The organism is Pseudomonas sp. Pdm06 (assembly GCF_014851795.1).
In the GTDB taxonomy this organism is placed as follows: domain Bacteria; phylum Pseudomonadota; class Gammaproteobacteria; order Pseudomonadales; family Pseudomonadaceae; genus Aquipseudomonas; species Aquipseudomonas fluorescens_AA.
Genome location: NZ_JACVAH010000012.1, coordinates 33,621 through 56,419, shown reverse-complemented (window position 1 = coordinate 56,419; position 22,799 = coordinate 33,621). Strand labels below are relative to the sequence as shown.

Below are 22,799 nucleotides of genomic sequence, written 5' to 3'. Positions count from 1 at the left end.
GGCTTCAGGCTGTAAGCTTCAAGCCTGACCACCGTAATCCAAACTTGCAGCTTGAAGCTCGCCGCTTGAAGCTGTCTCGCAGAGATCCCCATGAACGCCCAACAACGCCTCGAACTCGAAGCCGCCGCTTTCCGTCGGCTGGTTGCCCACCTGGACAGCCGCAAGGATGTGCAGAACATCGACCTGATGAACCTCGCCGGCTTCTGCCGCAACTGCCTGTCCAAGTGGTACAAGGCCGCCGCCGATGAGCGCCAGGTCGAGGTCAGCCTCGACGACGCCCGCGAAGTGGTCTACGGCATGCCGTACGCCGAATGGAAAGCCCAATACCAGAAAGAAGCCAGCGCCGAACAACAGGCGGCGTTCGCCAAAGGAAAACCCGATGCCTGATCTCAATACCTTGCGTACCCGCCTCAAGAGCGGTGAACACGCCTTCGCCGACACCCTGGCCTTTATCGCCGCCGGTTACGACTATCAGCCCCAGGCCTTCAATAACGGCGGCGTGCAAAACGCCGCCGGGCAGAACGAAGGTTCGTGCAAGACCCTGGGCCTGGCACTGCTCGAAGGCTTGAGCGATGAAGAAGCGCTGCTGGCATTCGGCGAACATTACCGTTCGGTACTGGCCACGCCCGAAGGCAGTGATCACGGCAATATCCGTGCGCTGATGGTGCATGGGCTGGCAGGTGTGAAGTTCGACGAGCAGCCGCTGCAACGGCGCTGATCGATCCTGCCTGTGTGGTGAGATCCGCTTTTGTGGCGAGGGAGCTTGCTCCCGCTGGGCTGCGCAGCAGACCCAAGCAGTCAAACTCAATTTGCCTGGCACACCGGGTCGCCAGGTTTCGGGGCCGCGTCGCGCCCCAGCGGGAGCAAGCTCCCTCGCCACAGGCTCAGTCCAAGTGAGCGGCGCCTCACCACATCCCGACTTTTAAGATTGACCCGGCAACTTTATTTCGTTTGCCGGGCCCCTCTGCTCGCGGCTTAGATAACGGAAATTTCTCCTTCGTCCGGGCCGTCATCCATGAGCAGCGAAACCATCAGCCAATCGATCTCCATCGTGCATCCCGTCAGCCTCAGCCACGGCAGGAATGCCGAGGTCTGGGACACGGATGGCAAACGCTACATCGACTTTGTCGGGGGCATTGGTGTGTTGAACCTCGGCCATTGTCATCCACGCATTGTCGAGGCGATCCGCGAACAGGCTACGCGGCTGACTCACTACGCATTCAACGCCGCCCCTCACGCTCCCTATATCGAATTGATGGAACGCCTGGCGGCGTTTGTCCCGGTGGATTACCCGGTCAGCGGCATGCTCACCAACAGCGGCGCCGAGGCGGCAGAGAACGCCTTGAAGATCGTGCGAGGCGCCACGGGCCGCACCGCCGTGATCGCGTTTGACGGTGCCTTTCACGGCCGCACCCTGGCGACCCTCAACCTCAACGGCAAGGTCGCGCCTTACAAACAGAAAGTCGGTGTCCTGCCCGGGCCGGTGTATCACCTGCCGTACCCCAGCCAAGACAACGGCGTCACCTGCGCAGAGGCCTTGAAAGCCATGGATCGGCTGTTCAGCGTCGAGATCGATGTGAATGACGTGGCCTGTTTCATTGTCGAACCGGTGCAGGGCGAAGCCGGCTTCCTGGCGATGGACGTGCCCTTCGCCCAGGCCCTGCGGCAGTTCTGTGACGACAAGGGCATTGTGCTGATTATCGATGAGATCCAGTCCGGCTTCGGCCGCACCGGCCAGCGCTTTGCCTTCTCCCGATTGGGCATCGAACCAGACCTGATCCTGTTGGGCAAAAGCATTGCCGGCGGCGTGCCCCTCGGTGCGGTGGTGGGACGCAAGGCGCTGCTGGACAACCTGCCCAAGGGTGGCCTGGGCGGCACCTACTCGGGTAACCCCATCGCCTGCGCCGCCGCACTGGCGACCCTGGATGAAATGACCGACGCCAACCTGCACGCCTGGGGCGTGCAACAGGAAGAGGCGATCGTCAGTCGCTACGAGTCCTGGCGCAGCCGCGGGCTAAGCCCTTACCTGGGCCGCCTGACCGGCATCGGCGCCATGCGCGGCATCGAGCTGAGCCACGCCGACGGCACCCCGGCTTCGGCACAATTGACGCAACTGCTGGCCCTGGCACGGGAATCGGGCCTGCTGCTGATGCCCAGTGGCAAGTCGCGACACATCGTGCGGCTGCTGGCGCCGTTGACGACCGAGCCGGCAGTATTGGAAGAGGGCTTGGATATTCTGGAGGCATGCCTGGCGAAGCTGGCCTGAAATGCAGTGCTTCTGAGCCCACAAAAAACCTGTGGGAGCGGGCTTGCTCGCGAATGCGGTGGATCAGCCGGCACAGTGTCGACTGACATACCGCATTCGCGAGCAAGCCCGCTCCCACAGGGTTTGCATGGAACCTAAGTAGAAAAAAACCGGCCGAAGCCGGTTTTTTTATGCCCGATGGATCAGAACGAAGCGTTCTGCAGGCCATCCAGGTAACGCTCGGTATCCAGGGCTGCCATGCAACCGGCACCGGCCGAGGTGATCGCCTGGCGGTAGACGTGGTCGGCCACGTCGCCGGCCGCGAAGATCCCTTCGACGCTGGTGGCGGTGGCGTTGCCGTCGCGGCCACCCTTGACCACCAGGTAGCCGTCCTTGAGCTCCAACTGGCCTTCGAACAGCGAGGTGTTCGGCGTGTGGCCGATGGCAATGAAGACACCGTCGACCTTGATCTCGTCAAAGCTGCCGTCGTTGTTCTTCAGGCGGGCACCGGTCACGCCCATGTTGTCGCCCAGCACTTCGTCCAGGGTCGCGTTGAGCTTGAGGATGATCTTGCCTTCGGCGACGCGGGCGTTGAGCTTGTCGATCAGGATCTTCTCGGCGCGGAAGGTTTCGCGACGGTGGATCAGAGTGACCGTGCTGGCGATGTTGGCCAGGTACAGCGCCTCCTCGACCGCGGTGTTGCCGCCACCGACCACAGCCACTGGCTTGTTGCGGTAGAAGAAGCCGTCGCAGGTGGCGCAAGCCGATACACCTTTGCCCATGAAGGCTTCTTCCGACGGCAGGCCCAGGTAACGAGCACTGGCGCCGGTGGCGATGATCAGGGCATCGCAGGTGTAGGTCGCGCTGTCGCCGGTCAGGGTGTACGGTTTGGCGGCGAAGTCCACGGCGTTGATGTGGTCGAAAACGATCTCGGTCTCGAAGCGCTCGGCGTGTTCCTTCATGCGCTCCATCAAGGCCGGGCCGGTCAGGCCGTGGACGTCGCCCGGCCAGTTGTCGACTTCGGTGGTGGTGGTCAATTGACCGCCAGCCTGCATGCCGGTGATCAGCAGCGGCTTGAGGTTGGCACGGGCCGCATAAACCGCAGCGCTGTAACCGGCAGGGCCGGAACCAAGGATAATCACTCGCGAATGACGCACTTCAGACATGACCTGCTCCTGTTGACCGGACCTTGCGGGCCGGAACGCCGGGTGAGCGGCGTGAATAAAAAAGGACCGTTGACGCACTTGGGGAAGGCTTGGGTTCGACAGTCCTGCAAAAGAATGGGTGCAGCGTATCGAGGGAGCGAAGATTAAGGAAATACGGTTTAACAATCCAGCTCATAGGTGAGCTCTATCCCCAGCGTCCCTTTTAATAGGCGCATTCGCTGCAGTAAAAGGTTGTTACGCGCCATGTCGCCGCTTTCCCGCGCAGGGTAAAGCCGGTAAGGTCGGCGCGTTCACCTTCGCTCGGAGTCACCTATGCCCGCCCCCGTCCTGTCCGGCCCGCAATATTTGCGAGAAGGCCTCAAGCTGGTCCTGAGCCCGGGCCTGCGTCTGTTCGTACTCTTGCCCCTGGCGATCAACCTGGTGCTGTTCGTCGGATTGATCTACCTGGCCGGCCATCAGTTCAGCCTGTGGGTCGATACGCTGATGCCGTCGCTGCCAGAGTGGCTGAGTTTCCTCAGTTATGTGCTCTGGCCACTGTTCGTGGTGCTCGTCGTGCTCATGGTGTTCTTTACCTTCACCATGCTCGCCAACATCATCGCCGCGCCGTTCAACGGTTTTCTCGCGGAAAAAGTCGAAGTGGTCATCCGTGGCACCGACGACTTCCCGGCCTTCAGCTGGGCCGAATTGATTGCCATGATCCCCCGGACCCTCGGTCGGGAAGCGCGCAAACTCGGCTATTTCCTGCCCCGCGCCCTGGGGTTGTTCGTGCTGTCGTTCATCCCCGTGGTCAATCTGGTGGCGGCACCGCTGTGGCTGCTGTTCGGCGTATGGATGATGGCGATCCAGTACATCGACTACCCGGCGGACAACCACAAGCTGGGCTGGAACGAAATGCTCGCCTGGCTGCGGGAAAAACGCTGGCAGAGCCTGGGTTTTGGCGGCAGCGTGTACCTGGTGCTGCTGATCCCGGTGGTGAACATCCTGATGATGCCAGCGGCGGTGGCCGGGGCGACCTTGTTCTGGGTGCGCGAGCAAGGCGCCGAGACCGCCCTGGCCCGTCAGGGCTGAGCCGTCACAAATCCATCATCCTGGCGTCACAATGACGAAATGGCCCCGGTCGACACTGGGGTCATGACCACACCCCTGCACATTACCCTGATCACCGAAACCTTCCCGCCGGAAATCAATGGCGTGGCCAATACCTTGGGCCGCCTGTACGACGGCTTGCGTGCCCGCGGGCATCAGGTCGAGTTGATACGGCCTCGCCAGGCCGACGACTTACGCCAAGCCAGTGACGAGCAGTTGCTGCTGTGCCGGGGCTGGCCGCTACCGGGCTATCCGGGTTTGCAGTGGGGCCAGGCGTCGATGCACAAGCTGCTCAGGCGCTGGAAACGTCATCGTCCGGACGTGCTCTACATCGCCACGGAAGGGCCGCTGGGTTTGTCGGCGCTGCGGGCGGCACGGCGCCTGGGCATCTCGGTGGTCAGTGGTTTCCACACCAATTTCCAGCAATACACTCAACAGTACGGCCTCGGGCTGTTGAGTCGCGTGCTCACCCATTACCTGCGCTGGTTTCACAACCGCTCCAGCCTGACCCTGGTGCCCAGTCTCAGCCAACGCCTGGAACTGGAACGACGGCATTTCGAGCGCGTGGCGTTGTTGTCCCGCGGCGTGGACAGCCAACTGTTCCACCCGGTCAAGCGCTCGTCGAGCCTGCGCGAAGCGTGGGGCCTGGGCGACGACGATATCGCCGTGCTCCATGTCGGACGCCTGGCACCGGAAAAAAACCTGGGGCTGCTCAAGCGCGGTTTCGAGACGCTGTGCAGCGCTTTTCCGGGGCGACGGATGAAGCTGGTGGTAGTCGGCGACGGTCCGCAACGATCCGAGCTGGAGCAGGAATTGCCCGAGGCGATCTTTTGCGGCTCGCAACGCGGTGAGGCGCTGGCCAGCCACTATGCGTCCGGGGATGTGTTTGTCTTTCCGAGCTTGACCGAAACCTTCGGCAACGTAGTGTTGGAGGCGCTGGCGTCCGGGCTGGGTGTGGTGGCCTACGATCAGGCTGCGGCTGCGCAACACATTCGTCACGGCTATAACGGCGTGCTGGCGATGCCGGGGGATGAAGAGGCGTTCTGCGATGCCGCCCGTTGGCTGCTGGAGGAGCGCGAGACCTTGCGTTGCGTGCGGCTCAATGCGCGCCAGCATGCCAGTCGCCAGGGTTGGGCGGCGGTGATCGAGCAATTTGAAGCGCAGCTGCGAGGGGTTTGTCAGGTCGAATCGTCGCTGCCTCAGGCCGTGTCGCAACGCTGAAAAGCATCGCGGGCAAGCCTTGCTCCCACACGACTGACAACTCTGTGGGAGCAAGGCTTGCCCGCGATGAGGCCCTACAAGGCGCCGCTTAAACCAGGGTCATCAAGGCTTCGCGACTGAACGGCAAGATCTCCTGCTCCCGCCCTTCACGGACTTTTTGCGCCCAGTCCGGATCCACCAGCAGCGCACGCCCCACCGCCACCAGGTCGAACTCATCGTTGTTCAAGCGCTCCAGCAGCTTTTCCAGGCTGGCCGGTTGCGCGACTTTGTCGGTGTTGACCATGAACTGCAGGAACTCGCCATCCAGGCCGACGCTGCCGACGGTGATGGTGGGCTTGCCGGTGAGCTTGCGGGTCCAGCCGGCCAGGTTCAGCTCGGAGCCTTCGAACTCCGGCTCCCAGAAGCGCCGTGTCGAGCAGTGGAAAATGTCCACGCCCGCCTCGGACAACGGCTTGAGAAATTCGTCCAAGGCTTCGGGGGTCTGCACCAGGCGCGCGGTGTAATCCTGCTGCTTCCATTGGGAGAAGCGGAAAATGATCGGGAAACCCTCGCCCACCGCCGCCCGCACGGCACGGATCAATTCGATCGCGAAGCGCGAGCGGTTGGCCAGGCTGCCACCATAACCGTCAGTGCGCTGGTTGCTGCCTTCCCAGAAGAACTGGTCAACCAGGTAGCCGTGGGCGCCGTGGATTTCCACCCCGTCCATGCCGATGCTCTGGGCGTCTTTCGCCGCCTGGGCAAACGCAGCGATAACCTCGTCGATATCGGCCTGGGTCATGCCATGGACCACCACCTGGCCGTCCTTGAGTTTTTCGCTCGGACCATAGCCGGGCACGCTGGCGTCCGGCTCTGTGCCGATGCGTCGCACACTGCCCACGTGCCACAACTGTGGAACGATCTTGCCGCCTTCGGCATGCACCGCATCGACCACCTGCTTCCAACCGGCCAGCGCGGCGTCACCGTAGAAATGCGGCACATTCGGATAACCGTTGGAGGCCTTGTGCCCGACCGTCGTGCCCTCGGTGATGATCAGGCCGACCCCGGCCGCCGCGCGGCGACGGTAATACTCGACCACCTTGGCGTTCGGCACGCCACCCGGCGAAAAGGAACGGGTCATCGGCGCCATCACCACCCGGGTTGGCAACTCGAACGCGCCGAGGTGGAAGGGTTTGAACAGGGCTTTTGCAGGCATGGGGCACTCCACGGGACGAAGTCACAGATCGGATATGACGACGATAATATGGAGCATGGGGAGCGCTGGGTAGCACTATTGATTTGAATGATTAAGGATCAGAAGGAAGCGCTGAGGGGGCTCGACCAGAACCCTGTGGCGAGGGAGCTTGCTCCCGCTCGGTTGGTAGGAGCTGCCGAAGGCTGCGATCTTTTGATTTTCGCTTGAGACTCAAGTGATTGGGGAAAGATCGCAGCCTCGTTGCACTCGACAGCTCCTACGGGCGCAGCCCAGCGGGAGCAAGCTCCCTCGCCACAGGGGGACATCATCATGGCTGCAATGCCCTTGGGAATCAGCTCAGTGCTTTTTCGATCGCCTGGATCACCGTGGGGTCATCCGGCGCCGTACGCGGCGAGAAGCGCGCCAGCACCCGACCGTCCTTGCCGAGCAGGAATTTTTCGAAGTTCCAGGTAATGTCCCCGGGAAACTCGGCCCCCTCGCCCGCCAGCAGACGGTACAACTGGTGACGATCATGACCGTTCACGTCCAGCTTGCTGGATAGCGGGAACGTTACGCCGTAGTTGAGGCTGCAGAATTCCTGGATTTCCTGCTCGGTCCCCGGTTCTTGCCCGGCGAACTGATTGCAGGGCAGGCCCAGCACGCTGAACCCCTTGTCCTTGTATTGCTGGTAAAGATTTTCCAGCGCCGCGTACTGAGGCGTCAGGCCACATTTGGAGGCGACGTTGACCACCAGCACGACTTGCCCCTTGAACGGCGCCAGAGCAAGCTCCTGACCATCCAGGGCTTTGAGTTTAAGGTCGTGGAAAGCACTCATGACGAACTCCAGGTTTGCGGATCTTTTCGAAAACAGCCATGGGTGATGCTAACAGCAAGCGACTAAAAAGGCGCCATAGGGCGCCTCTCCAGTCAACTTGAGCGTAGCGCACAAATCAGTGGTGATGACCACCTTCGCCATGGACGTGACCATGGGCGATCTCTTCCTGGCTGGCGTCACGGATGTCGACGATCTTGACCTTGAAGTTCAGGCGCTGGCCAGCCAACGGGTGGTTGCCGTCAACGGTGACGTCATCGCCTTCCAAGTCGCGGATGGTGACGATCTGCATCTGGCCATCGGGTGCCGAGGCGTGGAACTGCATGCCCACTTCCAGCTCATCCACGCCTTCGAACATGCTGCGGCTCAGGGTGCTGACCAGTTCGGCGGAGTATTCACCGTAAGCGTCTTCCGGCTCGACGGCAACGTTCAGGTCGTCACCGACCGCTTTACCTTCCAGGGCTTTTTCCAAGCCCGGGATGATGTTGCCTGCGCCATGCAGGTAGACCAGCGGAGCGCCGCCGGCAGAGCTGTCGATGACCTCACCAGCGTCGTTGGTCAGGGTATAGTCAATGGAGACAGCCTTATTGGCGGCGATCAGCATGGGGCGAGACCTTTTGCATAAGAATGAAGAACGGACAAGTCTAAACAAGGATTTGCCCGAAAGCGAACGGAACCCGGACAAACGGGCCTGCTCGAACAGACCGACGGTCACCGGTTTGCATCAGGATGAGGACGGGCACTGGGTGGCCGAGCTGTCCTGCGGCCATACCCAGCACCTGCGCCACCAGCCCCCCTGGCAGTCCCGGGCCTGGGTGCTGGACCCTGTGCAACGTATTGAAAAAATAGGCCAGCCCTTTGCTTGCGGCTGGTGCGCTCAAGGCCCGGTTAGCGATAACCTTGGCGACTGAATTGTGGGTAGACGGCCAGTCATAGGCCGCGCCATTGCCATGCTCCTTTAGAGAATCCGCATGCAAACTTTTTTTATCGCACCCACCGATTTTGGTGTGGGCCTGACCTCCATCAGCCTCGGGCTGGTGCGTACCCTCGAACGGGCCGGGCTGAAAGTCGGCTTTTTCAAACCCATTGCCCAGCCGCATCCCGGCGACACCGGGCCGGAACGTTCCACCGAGCTGGTGGCCCGCACCCATGGCCTCAAGCCTCCGCAGCCCCTGGGCCTGGCGCACGTCGAGCGCATGCTCGGCGACGGCCAGCTCGATGAGCTGCTGGAAGAAATCATCACCCTTTACCAGCAAGCGGCCATCGGCAAGGACGTGCTGGTCGTCGAAGGCATGGTCCCGACCCGCAACGCCAGCTACGCCGCCCGGGTCAACCTGCACCTGGCCAAGAGCCTCGACGCCGAGGTCATCCTGGTGTCGGCACCGGAGAACGAAGTGCTGACCGAGCTTTCCGGGCGGGTGGAGTTGCAGGCGCAGCTGTTCGGCGGGCCGAAGGACCCGAAAGTCCTCGGGGTGATCCTGAACAAGGTCCGCACCGAGGAAAGCATGGAGGCGTTTTCCGCACGGCTCAAGGAGCACTCGCCCTTGCTGCGCAGCGGCGATTTCCGCCTGCTCGGTTGCATCCCGTTTCGCCCCGAACTCAACGCCCCGCGCACCCGCGACGTGGCCGACCTGATGGGCGCCCAAGTGCTCAATGCCGGCGACTACGAAACCCGGCGCATGAGCAACATCATCATTTGCGCCCGCACCATGCGCAACACGGTGGAGCTGCTCAAGCCCGGCGTGCTGGTGGTGACCCCCGGCGATCGCGACGACATCATCCTCGCCGTGAGTCTGGCCGCGATCAACGGCGTGCCACTGGCCGGCCTGCTGCTGACCAGCGACACCCTGCCCGACCCTCGCATCATGGACCTGTGCCGCGGCGCCTTGCAGGCAGGATTACCGGTGCTGTCGGTGAGCACCGGCTCCTATGACACCGCCAACCTGCTCAACGGCCTGAACAAGGAAATCCCCATCGATGACCGCGAACGTGCGGAGATCATCACCGATTTCGTCGCCAGCCACCTGGACGCCAAATGGCTGCACCAGCGCTGTGGCACACCGCGGGAAATGCGCTTGTCGCCGGCGGTGTTCCGCTATCAGTTGATCCAGCGCGCCCAAGCCGCCAACAAACGCATCGTGCTGCCCGAAGGCAGCGAACCGCTGACCGTCCAGGCCGCCGCCATTTGCCAGGCCCGGGGCATTGCCCGCTGCGTGTTGCTGGCCAAACCGGCCGACGTCGAAGCGGTGGCCCGCGCCCAAGGCATCGAGCTGCCACCGGGGCTGGAGATTCTCGACCCGGATTCGATTCGCGAGCGTTATGTCGAACCGATGGTGAGGTTGCGCAAGAGCAAGAGCAAGAGCCTGAACGCGCCGATGGCCGAGCAGCAACTGGAAGACACCGTGGTCATCGGCACCATGATGCTCGCGCTGGATGAGGTCGACGGGCTGGTATCCGGGGTCATCCACTCCACCGCCAACACCATCCGCCCGGCGTTGCAACTGATCAAGACCGCGCCGGGTTGCTCCCTGGTGTCCTCGGTGTTTTTCATGCTCTTCCCCGAAGAAGTGCTGGTCTACGGCGATTGCGTGATGAACCCGCACCCCAGCGCCGCGGAACTGGCGGAAATCGCCCTGCAAAGCGCCGACTCGGCCGCCGCGTTCGGCATCACGCCACGGGTGGCGATGCTCAGCTATTCCAGCGGCGAGTCGGCCAGTGGCGAAGAAGTGGAAAAAGTCCGTGAAGCCACCCTGCTGGCCCACGAAGCCCAGCATGGCCTGCTGATCGACGGTCCGCTGCAATACGACGCCGCCGCCAATGAAACCGTGGCACGGCAATTGGCACCCAACAGCCAGGTGGCCGGCCGGGCGACGGTCTTCATCTTCCCCGACCTCAACACCGGCAACACCACCCACAAGGCCGTGCAGCGCAGCGCCGATTGCGTCAGCCTCGGGCCCATGCTGCAAGGCTTGCGCAAACCGGTGAATGACTTGCCCCGCGGCGCCCAGGTCGACGACATCGTGTACACCATCGCCCTGACCGCGATCCAAGCCGCCAACCGACCTTTGGATATTTAAATGCTGGACTTCCTGCCTCCCCCTTTGCGCGGCGTCATTGCCTCGCTGCTGTTGGCGCTGAACACCATCGCCTGCTGCACACCGCTGTTCATCGTGGCGATTTTCAAGCTGGTGCTGCCCTTCCCCACCGCCCAGCGCTTCACCGACTGGCTGATGGGCCACATCCACGAGGCCTGGATCAGCAACAACAAGGCCTGGATGAACCTGCTGCGCCGTACCCGCTGGCACCTCAGTGGCCTGGAGGGCCTGGACTACCAGCATTCGTACCTGATCACCAGCAACCACCAGAGCTGGGTCGACATCATGGTGTTGCAGTACGTACTGAACCGACGCATCCGGCCGTTGAAGTTCTTTCTCAAGCAGGAACTGATCTGGGTGCCGGTGATCGGCCTGGCCTGGTGGGCCTTGGGCTTCCCGTTCATGAAGCGCTACTCCAAGGCGTACCTGGAAAAACACCCGGAAAAGAAAGGCAAGGACCTGGAAACCACTCGCAAGACTTGCGCGAAGTTTCGCAACAACCCCGTGGGCATTTTCAACTTCGTCGAAGGCACGCGTTTCACCGACGGCAAGCATGCCCAGCAGCAGTCACCGTTTCGCTACCTGCTCAAGCCCAAGGCCGGTGGTATCGCGTTCGTGCTCGATGCCATGGGTGAACAACTGGAATCGATCATCAACGTGACCATCCATTACCCGGGCGGACGTCCGGGTTATTGGGATTTGCTCTGCGGCAACGTTGGGGAAGTGGTGGTGCACTTTCAGGAACTGAAGATTGCGCCGCAGTTCATCGGCAAGAACTACGACCAGGACGGTGTGTATCGCCTGGAATTCCAGGGCTGGATCAACCAGCTGTGGCAGGACAAGGATGCGTTGCTTGCGCAGATGCACCGCGAGTATCCCGGTAAATCCTGAGGTGTCTGTACTGGCCTCATCGCGAGCAAGCTCGGCTCCCACAGGGATTGTTGGTGAACATGGACATCCCTGTGGGAGCCGAGCTTGCTCGCGATAGCGTCCTTCCAGACAACAAAAAGCCCGCAGACGATCACTCATCTGCGGGCTTTTTACTGACAGCGGCGTTCCTTAGATCGCCCCACGCTTGCGCAGCAGATCCAGCACCTGCTTGACGCTCTCTTCCAGTGTCAGCGCCTGGGTGTCGATGACCAGGTCGGCATCCAGCGGCACGTCATACGGGAAGGACTCGCCCGGGATGTTGTCGCCGGCGGCGGCATACAGCCCTTGCGGATCACGTTGGGCACACACTGCTGGCGAGGCCTGGACGTAGACCGTCAGCAGACGCTCACGGCCGATCAGGTCCTTGGCCTGTTCACGTCCTTCGGCACTCGGCGCGACGAACGCGGCGAGGGTCAGCAGGCCGGCTTCGTTGAACTGACGAGCGACATGCGCCGCACGGCGCCAGTTCTCGGTCCGCCCGGCACGATCCTGAGGCAAGCCCTTGTTCAGGTCATGGCGCAGGTTCTGGCCATCGAGGACAAAGACCGCACGACCCGAGTCGAACAACTTGCGCTCGACCGCATAGGCCAGGGTGCTTTTACCCGCGCCCGACAGGCCACTGAACAAGACCGTGGCCGGTTGCTGGCCGAAGCGCTGGGCGCGTTCTTCCACCGACACATGGGCCAGTTTGCCGTGGTGCGTGCTGCTGCCGTGGGTCAGCGGCTGGGCGACGATCATACCGGCGCCGACCGTGCCGTTGGTGAGACGATCGATGACGATGAAGGCGCCGGTGGTGCGGTTGCTTTCGTAACCGTCCAGGGCGATCGGCGCATCCAGGGCGATCTTCACCTTGCCGATTTCGTTGAGCTGCAGCGCGCTGGCCGGGCCTTCTTCAAGGGTGTTCACATCCACCTTGTTGACGATGCTGGCAATCGAGCCCGGCACGTAGCTGGTGGCGCGCTTGATGTCGTATTTCTTGCCCGGCAGCATCGGCTCTTCGGCCATCCACACCAGCATCGCTTCGAAGCTGTCAGTGACCGGCGGGACGTTGTCGGCATGTACCAACAGGTCGCCACGGGAGATGTCGATCTCGTCTTCCATGGTCAGCGTGACCGCCTGGCCTGGACCGGCGTGCTCCAGCTCGCCTTCGAAGGTGACGATGGATTTCACGCGGCTGCTCTTGCCCGACGGCAGCACCACCACTTCGTCGCCCTTGTGCACGATGCCGCTGGCGAGGGTGCCGGCGAAACCGCGGAAGTTCAGGTTCGGACGGTTGACGTACTGCACCGGGAAACGCAGGTCGGTGAAGTTGCGGTCGCCCGCCACTTCCACGGTCTCGAGGATTTCCATCAGCGACTGGCCGGTGTACCACGGCGAACGCTCGGACTTGTTCACCACGTTGTCGCCCTTGAGGGCGGACATCGGCACGAAGTGCATGCTGGTGGGCTTCATCTTCAAGCCTTCGGCGAACTTCAGGTAGTCGGCCTTGATCGACTCGAACACGCCCTGGTCGAAGTCCTTGAGGTCCATCTTGTTGATGGCCACGACGATGTGCTTGATGCCCAGCAACGAAGCGATGAAGCTGTGGCGACGGGTCTGGGTCTGCACGCCGTAGCGGGCATCCACCAGGATGATCGCCAGGTCACAGGTGGAGGCACCGGTGGCCATGTTGCGGGTGTACTGCTCATGGCCGGGGGTATCGGCGATGATGAACTTGCGCTTGGCGGTGGAGAAATAGCGGTACGCGACATCGATGGTGATGCCCTGCTCGCGCTCGGCCTGCAGGCCGTCGACCAGCAGCGCCAGGTCGATATCGTCCCCGGTGGTGCCGACTTTCTTCGAATCGCGGGTGATGGCTTCCAGGTGATCTTCGTAGATCATCTTGGAGTCGTGCAGCAGGCGCCCGATCAGGGTGCTCTTGCCGTCGTCGACGTTACCGCAGGTCAAAAAGCGCAGCAGCTCTTTACGCTCGTGCTGGCCCAGGTAGGCGAGGATGTCCTCGCTGATCAAATCAGATTGATGCGACATGACAGCCCCTTAGAAATAACCTTGACGTTTTTTATCTTCCATCGAGCCTGCGCCATCGTGGTCGATGACCCGGCCCTGGCGCTCGGAAGTTCGCGTCAGGAGCATTTCCTGGATGATATCCGTCAGGCTTTCGGCCTCGGACTCCACCGCGCCCGTCAACGGGTAGCAGCCAAGGGTACGGAAACGCACTTTCTTCTTGACGATACGGGCTTTGTCTTCGTCGGACAGGTGCTCGAGGATGCGCTCGTCGTCGATCATGATCAGCGTGCCGTTCTTCTCGATCACTTCACGCTCGGCGGCGAAGTACAGCGGCACGATCGGGATACCTTCGAGGTAGATGTACTGCCAGATGTCCAGCTCGGTCCAGTTCGACAGCGGGAATACGCGGATCGACTCGCCTTTGTTGACCTTGCCGTTGTAGACGTTCCACAGTTCCGGACGCTGGTTCTTCGGGTCCCAGCGGTGCTTGCTGTCACGGAACGAGTACACGCGCTCCTTGGCGCGGGATTTCTCTTCATCGCGACGGGCACCGCCGAACGCGGCGTCGAAACCATACTTGTCCAAGGCCTGCTTGAGGCCTTCGGTCTTCATGATGTCGGTGTGCTTGGCACTGCCGTGGGTGAACGGGTTGATGCCCTGCGCCACGCCGTCCGGGTTCACATGGGTGATCAGGTCCAGGCCCAGTTCCTCGACCATGCGGTCGCGGAACTTGTACATTTCCTGGAATTTCCAGCGGGTGTCGACGTGCATCACCGGAAACGGCAGCTTGCCGGGGAAGAACGCCTTGCGTGCCAGGTGCAGCATCACGGCGGAGTCTTTACCGATGGAGTACAGCATCACCGGGTTATCGAACTCGGCGGCCACCTCGCGGATGATGTGGATGCTTTCCGCCTCCAGCTGTTTCAGATGCGTCAGTTTGTCGACCATGGCTACTCACGAAAACTTTCTTATGAACGGCCAGCGGGCCGTGTTCGAGCGGGGAATCCTAGCACAGCGACCTCTTCTAATCAGGGCGCCAACTAGATCGAAACAGCATATGGATATGCCTGGTGGTTCGGGTATTGCACCGACCTTTGTGGGAGCGGGCTTGCTCGCGAATGCGGTGGTTCAGTTGCATAACTGTTGACTGACCCACCGCATTCGCGAGCAAGCCCGCTCCCACAGGTTCGGTTACAGTCAGATGGGATTCGGGCAATCGATGAAGATGTGCTCCAGGGCAAACCTTCGCGCCAGGTAGTCACCCAGCGCCTGGACACCGTAGCGTTCGGTCGCATGATGCCCGGCGGCGATGAAGCTGATGCCGTTTTCCCGGGCGCTGTGGAAGGTCTGTTCCGACGCCTCGCCGCTGAGGTACAGGTCGACCCCGGCCAGCACCGCCTGATCGATATAACCTTGGCCCCCACCGGTGCACCAGCCGACCCGGCGGATCATCTGCCCGCCTTCGATCAGCAAGGGCTCGCGCCCCAGGGCTTCCTGGACCTTGCGCGCGAAATCCCGCGCCGTCATTGGTTCGGACAGGGAGCCGACCAGACCGACAACCTTGGGGTTATCCGGGTCCAGGGGGCCCTCGACGGTGATGTCCAACTGGCGGGCCAACTGCACGTTATTGCCCACCTCGGAGTGCAGGTCCAGGGGCAAGTGATAGGCCAGCAGGCTGATGTCATGCTTGAGCAACGTCTTGAGGCGACGCTGTTTCATGCCGGTGATACAAGGGTTCTCGCCCTTCCAGAAATAACCGTGATGCACCAGCACCAGGTCGGCCTCGGCCTCGACGGCGGCATCGAGCAGCGCCTGGCTGGCGGTGACACCGCTGACGATGCGCATCACCTGGGGCGCGCCTTCGACCTGCAGGCCGTTGGGGCAGTAATCGGCAATCCGGCTGCTTGCCAGGTAACGGTCCGCTTCTTCAACCAGGGTGTTCAGGGCTACGGCCATAAAAGACTCCTAAATATCCCGTTCAGAGGCGCGCGCGGCCTCGTATAATGCGCGACATTATGGGCGGTCTCATACCGCCTGCAACCTTTGTAGGACGTGCTTAATGCTCAAGGCGCTGCGTTTTTCCGGCTGGCCGCTGTTGGCCGGCGTGCTTGTCGCTCTACTGATTATCCAGCGCTACCCGGAATGGGTCGGCCTGCCGAGCCTCGACGTCAACCTGCAGCAAGCGCCGCAAACCAAGGCGGTGCAGCAGGGGCCGGTGTCCTATGCCGACGCCGTGACCACCGCCGCGCCGGCCGTGGTGAACCTGTACACCACCAAGGTCATCAACAAGCCCAGCCATCCGCTGTTCGAAGACCCGCAGTTCCGGCGCTTCTTCGGCGACAACTCGCCCAAGCAGAAGCGCATGGAGTCGAGCCTGGGCTCGGGCGTGATCATGAGCCCGGAAGGCTACATCCTGACCAACAACCACGTCACCGCCGGTGCCGACCAGATCGTGGTGGCCCTCAAGGACGGCCGTGAAACCCTGGCTCGGGTGATCGGCAGCGACCCGGAAACCGACCTCGCGGTGCTGAAGATCGACCTCAAGAACCTGCCGGCCATCACCATCGGCCGCTCCGACAGCATTCGCATCGGCGACGTGACCCTGGCCATCGGCAACCCGTTCGGCGTCGGCCAGACCGTGACCATGGGCATCATCAGCGCCACCGGACGCAATCAGTTGGGCCTCAACAACTATGAGGACTTCATCCAGACCGACGCCGCGATCAACCCCGGCAACTCCGGCGGCGCGCTGGTGGATGCCAACGGCAACCTCACCGGGATCAACACGGCGATCTTTTCCAAGTCGGGCGGCAGCCAGGGCATCGGTTTCGCCATTCCGGTGAAGCTGGCGATGGAGGTGATGAAGTCGATCATCGAACACGGCCAGGTGATCCGTGGCTGGCTGGGCATCGAAGTCCAGCCGCTGACCCAGGAGCTGGCGGAGTCCTTCGGCTTGTCCGGGCGGCCCGGTATCGTGGTGGCGGGAATTTTCCGCGACGGTCCGGCGCAGAAGGCCGGCCTGCAACTGGGCGATGTGATCCTGAGCATCGATGGCGAACCGGCCGGCGATGGCCGCCGCTCGATGAACCAGGTGGCGCGGATCAAGCCCACCGACAAGGTGACGATCCAGGTCATGCGCAACGGCAAGGAGCTCAAGCTCACCGCCGAAATCGGCCTGCGCCCACCGCCGGCGCCGGTAGTGCTCAAGGAAGAGCAGTAGCCGCAGGGCACATCCTGGGCGCCTGAAAAAAATTGTGGCGAGGGGATTTATCCCCGCTGGGTTGCGCAGCAACCCCAAAATCAGATACCGCGGTCCATCAGACAAACCGCACCAACGGGTCTACGGCTGCTGCGCAGCCGAACGGGGATAAATCCCCTCGCCACAAAGATGCCTACCTGCACTCCAATGTTATCCCCCTGGCAAACCTATCCAGATTCCACTTGAAATTACAGATAGCATAAATTCTCATTAGTAGTGTTATATTGTTTCAATACTAAAAATTGGAACAATATAACATGCCACCCCTAAAACGGATTTCAGCTGCCAGCCTCGCCCTAGGGCTACTGGGCGATCCGGCCTACGCCGAGGAAATCCAGCCCCTGGAACTGGACGCCATCACCGTGACGTCCGACTACGAATCCCCCACCGGCCCTGTCACGGGCTATCGCGCCACCCGCTCTGCCAGTGCGACCAAAACCGACACAGCCCTGCGCGACATCCCGCAATCGATCAGTGTGATTCCCGCCAGCGTGCTCAAGGACCTGGGCAGCACCAGCGTCGAGCGGGCCTTGGAATATGCCGGCGGTGTGTCGAAGCAGAACAACTTCGGCGGCCTGACGCTCTACGAATACAGCGTGCGCGGCTTCACGACGTCGGAGTTCTACAAGGACGGCTTCAGCGCCAACCGCGGTTATCCGAGCACACCGGACGCCGCGAACATCGAACGCATCGAAGTGCTCAAGGGGCCCGCCGCCAGCCTGTATGGCCGGGGCGATCCCGGCGGTACGGTGAACATTGTCACCAAGAAACCGCAACCGGAAGCCTTCACCACCCTGCAGACCAGCGCCGGCAGTTGGGACCGCTACCGCACCGCACTGGACGTCAACACACCCCTGGACGCCGAGGGCCAGTTGCTGTCGCGGGTCAACCTGGCGGTCGAGGACAACCACAGCTTTCGCGATCACGTCGACAGCAAGCGCGTTTTCATCGCGCCTTCCATCAGTTGGCAATTGAACCCCGACACGCGGTTGCTGGTGGAAAGCGAAATCGTGCGTCACAGCTCGACGTTCGACCGTGGCATCGTCGCCCCGAACAATCGCTGGAGCGGCGTTTCCCGTTCGACCTTTTTGGGCGAACCCAACGATGGCGACATCGACAATCACAACAACATGCTCCAGGCCGCCCTCGAACATCAGCTCAACGACACCTGGCAATTGCGCCTGGCCAGCCACTACAAACAAGGTGAACTCTGGGGCTTCGCCTCTGAAGCGCGCCCGCTGAACGCCGACGGCCATACGGTGAACCGCCGCTATCGCGAGCGCGACAACAATTGGCACGACAGCATCACCCAACTGGAATTGCGCGGCCTGTTCGACCTCGGCCCCTGGCAGCACGAACTGCTGGTCGGCAGCGAATACGAGGACTACCGCAAGAACGAGCGCGTGACCACCATCGGTGGCAGCACCTACCCCATCGACCTCTATCAGCCGATCTACGGCCAGCCGAAACCCAATGGTGCCCGGACCGGCACAGACTTCTTCGAACACGTGCAAAGCCGCGCGCTGAACCTGCAGGACCAGATCATCTTCACTGACAAGCTGCGGGGCATGCTCGGCGTGCGGTATGAGCATTTCGAGCAGAGCATCGACGACCACACCCGCAGTAAAACCAGCCGCCAGCGCCACGACACCCTGACGCAGCGGGCCGGCCTGCTGTATCAACTGACACCCGAAGTCGGGCTGTTCGCCAACGCCTCCACCTCGTTCAAGCCCAACAACGGCCTGGATGCCAGTGGCAAGACTTTCGATCCCGAGGAAGGGGTGGGCTATGAAGTGGGGATCAAGAGCGAGTGGTTCGACGATCGCCTGAGCACCACCCTGGCGGCCTTCCATATAGAGAAGGAAAACGTCCTGAGCCCGGTCGCCGGGACCGACTTCAGCCGCGCCATCGGCAAGGCTCGCAGCCAGGGCATCGACCTGCAAGTGACTGGGCAGGTGACCGACGCCGTGCGCGTGATCGGCGCCTATGCCTACATCGATGCCGAAGTGACCAAGGGCGACGAAACCATTCCCACAGGCAGCCGGATCCTCGGTGTCGCCAAACACAGCGGCAGCGTGCTGGGGGTCTACGAATTCCAGGACGGGCACCTGCGCGGTTCGGATGTCGGCGCGGCGCTCACTTACGTCGGCGATCGCTCGGGCGAAGCCGGCAAGGATTTCGAACTACCGGCCTATCACACCGTGGACCTGCTGGCCCATTACAAGGCCAGCGACGACGTCACCGTGGGCCTGAACCTGAACAACGTCTTCGACGAAAAGTACTACGAACGCGCCTACAGCAACTACTGGGTCACCCCCGGCGAGCCGCGCAACTTCACCGTCAGTCTTACCCTCGCTCTGTAAAAGGAAAAACGGCATGAAACACCCCAAGACCTTCGCCCTGCTCGGCCTGCTCCTGGCTACACAGGCCTCGGCCCATGGCCTGTGGACCGAACAGCGTCGCGGCAACATCGAAGTGATCTACGGCCACGGCGCCGAAGACAATGCCTTCAAGGCGCAGAAAATCAGCGGTGCCTGGGCCTATGACCTGGGCGGCAAGATGATTCCGGTCACCGTAGAGCGCCTGCCGGACCACGCCCGCCTGCAACCGCTCAAGCCACCGGCCGTGCTGGCGGTGGCGCTGGACAATGGCATGTGGTCCCAGACGGCGGACAAGAAGTGGATCAATGAAGGCCGCAGCAAAGTACCCGGGGCGATCGAGTCGACCCAAACGTTCAAGTACAGCCTGGCAATCTATGAGCCGGGGGCGAAACTGCCGGCGCTTGCACCGATCAAGTTCGTGATCCTGCCGGAAGTCGACCCGTTGACCGTAGGCCCGGGCCAGTCATTGCCGGTACGGGTGCTGCTGGATGGCAAACCGGCGGCCGGTGTGAAACTGGTGGGCGACTACCGCAGCGCGCCGAACACCGTCTCGACTGAAACCGACGCAGAAGGCCGGGCCAAGGTACTGGTGCGCAACGAAGGCCTGAATGTGATCGCGGCGCAGATGGAAATTGCACTCAAGGACAACAAGGACGTGGCCAGCCGCGGCGTGTTCACCTCGCTGACCTTCCTGGGCGAACCGCATCACGATTAGGTTGATTGACACGACGCCATCGCGAGCAAGCTCGCTCCCACAGGAGATAGGCGGTGAACACATTTTTTGTGAACACCCCAATAACCCACTGTGGGAGCGAGCTTGCTCGCGATGAGGCCGGCACAATCACCGCAAAGCTCAAGCCGGAGTCAAGCACTCCGGCCCATTGAGCTTCGGATCATTGACCATATTGGCCAATACCCGCTCGCGCAGTGGCGCCGGCTCGCTTGCCAGCAACCCTTGCAAGGCATGCAGCGGTGTCTGCGGGTCGAGCCACAGGCGCTGGCCTTCTTCGTCCAGGATCAACGGCCGGCGCTGGCCCGCCGCCGGCTGGGTGATGACCGCTGTGCTCAGCCAGACCTGCTCCTGCACCGGATACGCTTCCCAGATCGCGGCAAAAAACAGCGACGAACCCTCCCCCGGCGTCAACCAGTACGGACGCTTGCGCGTGCCGCCGCGCCATTCATAAAAGCCGTTGGCCGGCAGCAGGCAGCGGCGCAGGCGCAAGGCCTCACGAAACATCGGCTGCTCGGCCACGGTTTCGGCCCGGGCATGGGCCGGGGTGCGGGACAAGTCGGTCAGCCACGGCGGCGTCAGGCCCCAGCGCGCCCGAGCCAGCTCGCGCTGGCCCTCGGCGCCGGCCCGCAGCATCAGCACCGAATCGTTGGGCGAAATATTCCACTGGGCCTTCTGATCGGCGGGAAAACCGGGCAGGGCCGCAAAGGTGGGGTTCCAGCGAAACAGGGCATAACGTCCACACATGGGGCAACACGACTCTTGATCGAACGAACGACCGCCAGCCTAACAGACCAGCGTGCCGGGGTAGCTGTCCGGTTCATCGCCGGGCAGCGGCAACGCGACATTGTACGCGGCGATCAACTCACGGGCGTATTGCGCCTGCTCGTCCTCCACCGCCAGCCCCAGCAGGCCCTGCATGGGCAACTCCCCCGCGCCGCCGAGCAAATCACGCCCCACCAGATGCGCCGTGATGCCTTCGCTCGCAAGCATCCCTTGCAACAATTCGCCTTCCATCAGGTTTTCCAGTTCGTAGATTCGCTGCATGGGCGCCCCATCATTCGTTTTCGCTGAAGACTTCGAGATGCCATTCCTCGCCATGGACCTGCAGCACAAAGGTGATCGGTCGACAGCACACCTGACAGTCCTCGATGTAGGTCTGGTCGCCACCGGACAAGTCCACGGTTGTCTCCACATTCTCCCCGCAATAGGGACAATCATAACGAGCCTGCTCCAGCATCGCGGTCTCCCAAGTGACTTGTGCGTATAATCGCCGGTCTATTTGCAGGGCTATTTTCGTCTGGCTTATCTTCCAGGCCGTGCCCCGTCGTTTTTTCGATCGAACCTTTACTTACCCTAGCCGTTTCCAACAAGAGAGCATGATGGGCGAATTCGATGCCATCCGACCTTACGACGACAGCGAAGTCCCAGCGGTGCTGGCACGGCTGCTCGGCGACAAGGCGTTTCTAGATATCCTCACCCACTTCCGCTTCCCACGCCTGGCCGGCGCCTTCGGCTGGATGCTCAAACCCCTTATAGCGCAAAGATTGCGCCGTGAGTTCGCCGGTGTGACGTCGGTCGCCACTTTGCAGGACAAGGTGGAGTTCTATGTCGACCACACCATCGAGCGCGCCACCGATGGCGTGACCTACACCGGCGTGGAGCAATTCAAGTCCGGCAGTGCGTACCTGTTCATCGCCAACCACCGCGATATCGTGATGGACCCGGCCTTCGTCAACTACGCCGTGTACCACGCCGGCCTGCCGACGCCGCGCATCGCCATTGGCGACAATCTGCTGCAAAAGCCTTTTGTCAGTGACCTGATGCGCCTGAACAAGAGCTTCATCGTGCACCGTTCCATCACCGGACGGCGGGAAAAAATGGCGGCGTACCAGTTGCTGTCGGCGTACATCAACCATTCGATCCGCAACGACTGCGCCTCGATCTGGATCGCCCAGGCCGAAGGGCGGGCCAAGGACGGCGACGACCGGACCGAATCGGCGATCCTCAAGATGTTCCACATGAGCCGCAAGGACGAGCCGTTCGGCGAGGTGATCCAGTCGCTGAACCTCACGCCGGTGTCGATCAGCTACGAATATGACCCGTGCGACCAGGCCAAGGCCCGCGAGCTGTACATCCGCGCCACTACCGGCACCTACACCAAGGCACCGGGCGAGGACGACGTGAGCATCGCCAAGGGCATCACCGGCTACAAGGGCCGGGTCCACGTGAATTTCGCCGCGCCCATCACCGAGCTGTTCGAGGACACCAAGCAATTGGCCCTGGAAATGGACCGGCAGATTCTCGGCGGCTACCGCCTGTTCCCGGTGCATTACCTGGCTTACGCCCAATGGGCCGACGCCGACCCGCAGTTGCAGGTGCCGACGGCGGCCGAGGTGTTTGGTGCCGATGAACTGGCCAAGGCCCAGGAAGAATGGCAGCGCCGGCTGGACGCTTGCCCGCCGGAACACCGGCCGTTCCTGGTGCTGCAATATGCGACGCCGGTGCGTAATCAGTATCGGGTCAAGGCGGGGTTGGCGCTTTAAGCGACAGGTCTGAGGACACGGGTTCCCTGTGGCGAGGGAGCTTGCTGTGGCGAGGGGATTTATCCCCGTTGGGCTGCGTAGCAGCCCTGATCAGGTTGATGTGATCGACCAGACTTACCGAGCTGTCAGG

22 protein-coding genes are annotated in these 22,799 nt (G+C 62.0%); 12 read left to right on the top strand and 10 right to left on the bottom strand.

Features of this window, described 5'->3' with window-relative positions:
• The first annotated feature begins 90 nt into the window (after window positions 1-90).
• The 3 genes from IB266_RS19445 (at window position 91) to IB266_RS19435 (ending at window position 2,266) form a co-directional block, all read left to right on the top strand.
• Entirely contained in the window at window positions 91-387 is a 297-nt protein-coding gene (locus IB266_RS19445) for a DUF1244 domain-containing protein (protein WP_192262136.1), read from the top strand.
• Entirely contained in the window at window positions 380-718 is a 339-nt protein-coding gene (locus IB266_RS19440; RefSeq protein WP_060740689.1) for a HopJ type III effector protein, read from the top strand. Before IB266_RS19445 ends, IB266_RS19440 begins: the two co-directional genes overlap by 8 nt.
• Window positions 719-1,015: 297 nt before the next feature.
• Complete coding sequence (locus tag IB266_RS19435) at window positions 1,016-2,266, top strand: aspartate aminotransferase family protein (protein WP_192262135.1); 1,251 nt, start codon at window positions 1,016-1,018, stop codon at window positions 2,264-2,266.
• Between the two features lie 182 nt (window positions 2,267-2,448).
• On the opposite strand, the gene trxB is transcribed toward IB266_RS19435, so the two are convergent.
• Window positions 2,449-3,411, bottom strand: coding sequence for a thioredoxin-disulfide reductase (trxB, locus tag IB266_RS19430; protein WP_003205459.1), 963 nt, complete (start codon window positions 3,409-3,411; stop codon window positions 2,449-2,451).
• A 312-nt stretch (window positions 3,412-3,723) separates the two neighbouring features.
• Between trxB and cysZ the strand changes: the two genes are divergently transcribed.
• Both cysZ and IB266_RS19420 read left to right on the top strand, forming a co-directional pair.
• Window positions 3,724-4,479: a sulfate transporter CysZ gene (gene cysZ / locus IB266_RS19425; protein ID WP_053125122.1), complete on the top strand. Its 756-nt coding sequence runs from the start codon at window positions 3,724-3,726 to the stop codon at window positions 4,477-4,479.
• A 39-nt stretch (window positions 4,480-4,518) separates the two neighbouring features.
• Window positions 4,519-5,718 (top strand): glycosyltransferase family 4 protein, encoded by a 1,200-nt coding sequence (locus tag IB266_RS19420; protein ID WP_192262134.1) that lies wholly within the window; start codon window positions 4,519-4,521, stop codon window positions 5,716-5,718.
• Between the two features lie 88 nt (window positions 5,719-5,806).
• Here IB266_RS19420 and IB266_RS19415 read toward each other — a convergent pair whose 3' ends face one another.
• From IB266_RS19415 to IB266_RS19405, 3 genes are all read right to left on the bottom strand, one after another.
• Window positions 5,807-6,910: an NADH:flavin oxidoreductase gene (locus tag IB266_RS19415; RefSeq protein ID WP_192262133.1), complete on the bottom strand. Its 1,104-nt coding sequence runs from the start codon at window positions 6,908-6,910 to the stop codon at window positions 5,807-5,809.
• A 331-nt stretch (window positions 6,911-7,241) separates the two neighbouring features.
• A complete protein-coding gene (locus IB266_RS19410) occupies window positions 7,242-7,724 on the bottom strand; it encodes a glutathione peroxidase (RefSeq protein ID WP_060740685.1) in 483 nt (160 codons plus the stop codon).
• Between the two features lie 115 nt (window positions 7,725-7,839).
• On the bottom strand, window positions 7,840-8,325 hold the full coding sequence (locus tag IB266_RS19405; RefSeq protein WP_060740684.1) for an FKBP-type peptidyl-prolyl cis-trans isomerase: 486 nt from the start codon (window positions 8,323-8,325) through the stop codon (window positions 7,840-7,842).
• Between IB266_RS19405 and IB266_RS19400 the strand changes: the two genes are divergently transcribed.
• From IB266_RS19400 to IB266_RS19390, 3 genes are read left to right on the top strand one after another with little or no spacing between them, the layout of a single operon-like run.
• Window positions 8,294-8,632: a DUF3565 domain-containing protein gene (locus IB266_RS19400; RefSeq protein ID WP_060740683.1), complete on the top strand. Its 339-nt coding sequence runs from the start codon at window positions 8,294-8,296 to the stop codon at window positions 8,630-8,632. The two genes, IB266_RS19405 and IB266_RS19400, sit on opposite strands and share 32 nt — an antisense overlap.
• A gap of 60 nt (window positions 8,633-8,692) precedes the next feature.
• Window positions 8,693-10,798 (top strand): phosphate acetyltransferase, encoded by a 2,106-nt coding sequence (pta, locus tag IB266_RS19395; protein ID WP_192262132.1) that lies wholly within the window; start codon window positions 8,693-8,695, stop codon window positions 10,796-10,798.
• Entirely contained in the window at window positions 10,799-11,707 is a 909-nt protein-coding gene (locus tag IB266_RS19390) for an acyltransferase (protein WP_192262131.1), read from the top strand.
• 168 nt (window positions 11,708-11,875) lie between these two features.
• Here IB266_RS19390 and cysN read toward each other — a convergent pair whose 3' ends face one another.
• The 3 genes from cysN to IB266_RS19375 all read right to left on the bottom strand — a co-directional run bounded on the left by cysN (window position 11,876) and on the right by IB266_RS19375 (window position 15,709).
• Window positions 11,876-13,774, bottom strand: coding sequence for a sulfate adenylyltransferase subunit CysN (gene cysN / locus IB266_RS19385; RefSeq protein ID WP_060740680.1), 1,899 nt, complete (start codon window positions 13,772-13,774; stop codon window positions 11,876-11,878).
• 9 nt (window positions 13,775-13,783) lie between these two features.
• The gene (gene cysD, locus IB266_RS19380; RefSeq protein ID WP_003178041.1) at window positions 13,784-14,701 is read right to left on the bottom strand and encodes a sulfate adenylyltransferase subunit CysD; all 918 of its coding nucleotides are present in this window, start codon (window positions 14,699-14,701) and stop codon (window positions 13,784-13,786) included.
• A gap of 249 nt (window positions 14,702-14,950) precedes the next feature.
• Complete coding sequence (locus tag IB266_RS19375) at window positions 14,951-15,709, bottom strand: Nif3-like dinuclear metal center hexameric protein (protein ID WP_192262130.1); 759 nt, start codon at window positions 15,707-15,709, stop codon at window positions 14,951-14,953.
• 103 nt (window positions 15,710-15,812) lie between these two features.
• Here IB266_RS19375 and algW point away from each other — a divergent pair, with 103 nt between their 5' ends.
• The 3 genes from algW (at window position 15,813) to IB266_RS19360 (ending at window position 20,108) form a co-directional block, all read left to right on the top strand.
• Window positions 15,813-16,973, top strand: coding sequence for a Do family serine endopeptidase AlgW (gene algW / locus IB266_RS19370; RefSeq protein ID WP_060740678.1), 1,161 nt, complete (start codon window positions 15,813-15,815; stop codon window positions 16,971-16,973).
• A 296-nt stretch (window positions 16,974-17,269) separates the two neighbouring features.
• Window positions 17,270-19,375 carry a TonB-dependent siderophore receptor gene (locus IB266_RS19365; RefSeq protein WP_192262129.1) on the top strand — a complete coding sequence of 702 codons (2,106 nt, stop codon included), beginning with the start codon at window positions 17,270-17,272 and terminating at the stop codon, window positions 19,373-19,375.
• A 13-nt stretch (window positions 19,376-19,388) separates the two neighbouring features.
• Entirely contained in the window at window positions 19,389-20,108 is a 720-nt protein-coding gene (locus IB266_RS19360; RefSeq protein ID WP_192262128.1) for a DUF4198 domain-containing protein, read from the top strand.
• A 138-nt stretch (window positions 20,109-20,246) separates the two neighbouring features.
• Here IB266_RS19360 and IB266_RS19355 read toward each other — a convergent pair whose 3' ends face one another.
• From IB266_RS19355 to IB266_RS19345, 3 genes are read right to left on the bottom strand one after another with little or no spacing between them, the layout of a single operon-like run.
• The gene (locus IB266_RS19355; protein ID WP_192262127.1) at window positions 20,247-20,870 is read right to left on the bottom strand and encodes an SOS response-associated peptidase; all 624 of its coding nucleotides are present in this window, start codon (window positions 20,868-20,870) and stop codon (window positions 20,247-20,249) included.
• 39 nt (window positions 20,871-20,909) lie between these two features.
• Window positions 20,910-21,170 carry a putative signal transducing protein gene (locus tag IB266_RS19350; protein ID WP_024619861.1) on the bottom strand — a complete coding sequence of 87 codons (261 nt, stop codon included), beginning with the start codon at window positions 21,168-21,170 and terminating at the stop codon, window positions 20,910-20,912.
• Between the two features lie 10 nt (window positions 21,171-21,180).
• Window positions 21,181-21,363 carry a CPXCG motif-containing cysteine-rich protein gene (locus IB266_RS19345; protein WP_192262126.1) on the bottom strand — a complete coding sequence of 61 codons (183 nt, stop codon included), beginning with the start codon at window positions 21,361-21,363 and terminating at the stop codon, window positions 21,181-21,183.
• Window positions 21,364-21,502: 139 nt separating this feature from the next.
• On the opposite strand from IB266_RS19345, the gene IB266_RS19340 reads away from it, so the two are divergent.
• Window positions 21,503-22,669 (top strand): 1-acyl-sn-glycerol-3-phosphate acyltransferase, encoded by a 1,167-nt coding sequence (locus IB266_RS19340; RefSeq protein WP_060740673.1) that lies wholly within the window; start codon window positions 21,503-21,505, stop codon window positions 22,667-22,669.
• Window positions 22,670-22,799: the final 130 nt, after the last annotated feature.